The sequence below is a fragment of the Nocardia sp. NPDC058058 genome, from assembly GCF_042885355.1.
Classification (GTDB): Bacteria; Actinomycetota; Actinomycetes; order Mycobacteriales; family Mycobacteriaceae; genus Nocardia.
The window spans coordinates 1-1,075 of record NZ_JBHVSA010000054.1 but is presented as its reverse complement, the minus strand read 5'-3'; the positions used below and the strand labels follow the sequence as shown (position 1 = coordinate 1,075).

General features: G+C 72.3%; 1 protein-coding gene. It reads left to right on the top strand.

The window, feature by feature from the left end; translation table 11 throughout:
- A partial coding sequence (locus ACFVUS_RS44125; protein WP_387781606.1) for an MFS transporter occupies positions 1-1,075 on the top strand: 1,075 nt, incomplete at both ends.

Genomic DNA, 1,075 nt, shown 5'->3' with positions numbered 1-1,075 from the left:
GCTCCTGCCCTACTCGGTGATCGGCCCCTTCGCCGGCGTGCTGCTGGACCGCTGGCGGCGCCGCCAGGTCTTCCTCTACGGCAACCTGCTGCGGGCCGTCCTGGCCTGCGTCACCGGCCTGCTGATCGTCGCGCACGTCCCCGACTGGCTCTTCTACGCCTCCGCCCTGTCGGTGACCGCCGTCAACCGCTTCGTCCTGGCCGGACTCGCCGCCTCGCTGCCCCGGGTCGTCGGCCCGGACAAGCTGGTCACCGCCAATGCCCTGTCGCCCACCGCCGGGACCCTCGCGGCGACCGCCGGCGGGGGACTGGCCTTCCTCGTACGGCTGCTGGCCTCGGGCTCCAATGCCCTCGTCGTCCTGCTCGGGGCCCTGCTGTATCTGGCCGCCGCCCTGATGTCGCTGCGCCTGGCCATCGGGCTCCTGGGACCCGACCACCCCCCTGGCCACACCCACCCGTCCGTAGCCGAGGGGATCGCCCTGACCGTCCGGGGCATGACCGAGGGCCTGCGGCACCTGGCCGAACGGCGCGAGGCCGCCCAGGCGCTCGCAGCGATGACCATGATGCGGTTCTGCTACGGCGCGCTGACGGTCATGCTGCTGACCCTCTGCCGCTACTCCTGGTCGGACAACGAGTCGGACGGCCTGGCCCTGCTGGGCATCGCGGTCGGCGTCTCCGGCGCCGGATTCTTCACGGCAGCCGTCATCACGCCCTGGCTCGTGGGCCGGCTGGGCACGCGCGGCTGGATCACGGCCTGCTCCGCCGGCGCCGCGGTCCTGGTCCCCGCACTGGGCCTGTTCTTCGCCCCGGGCCCGATGCTGGCCGCCGCCTTCGTACTGGGCCTCGCCACCCAGGGCGCCAAGATCTCCACCGACACCGTCGTGCAGTCACAGGTGGACGACGAGTTCCGGGGGCGCGTTTTCTCCGTCTACGACGTGCTGTTCAACGTCGCGTTCGTCGGGGCCGCCGCGGTCGCCTCCCTGATGCTTCCCGCCGACGGCCAGTCGGTCGTACTGATCATGAGCGTGTCCGTCGTGTACGCCGTGACCGCGGCGCTCCTGCGACGCCAGGGACGA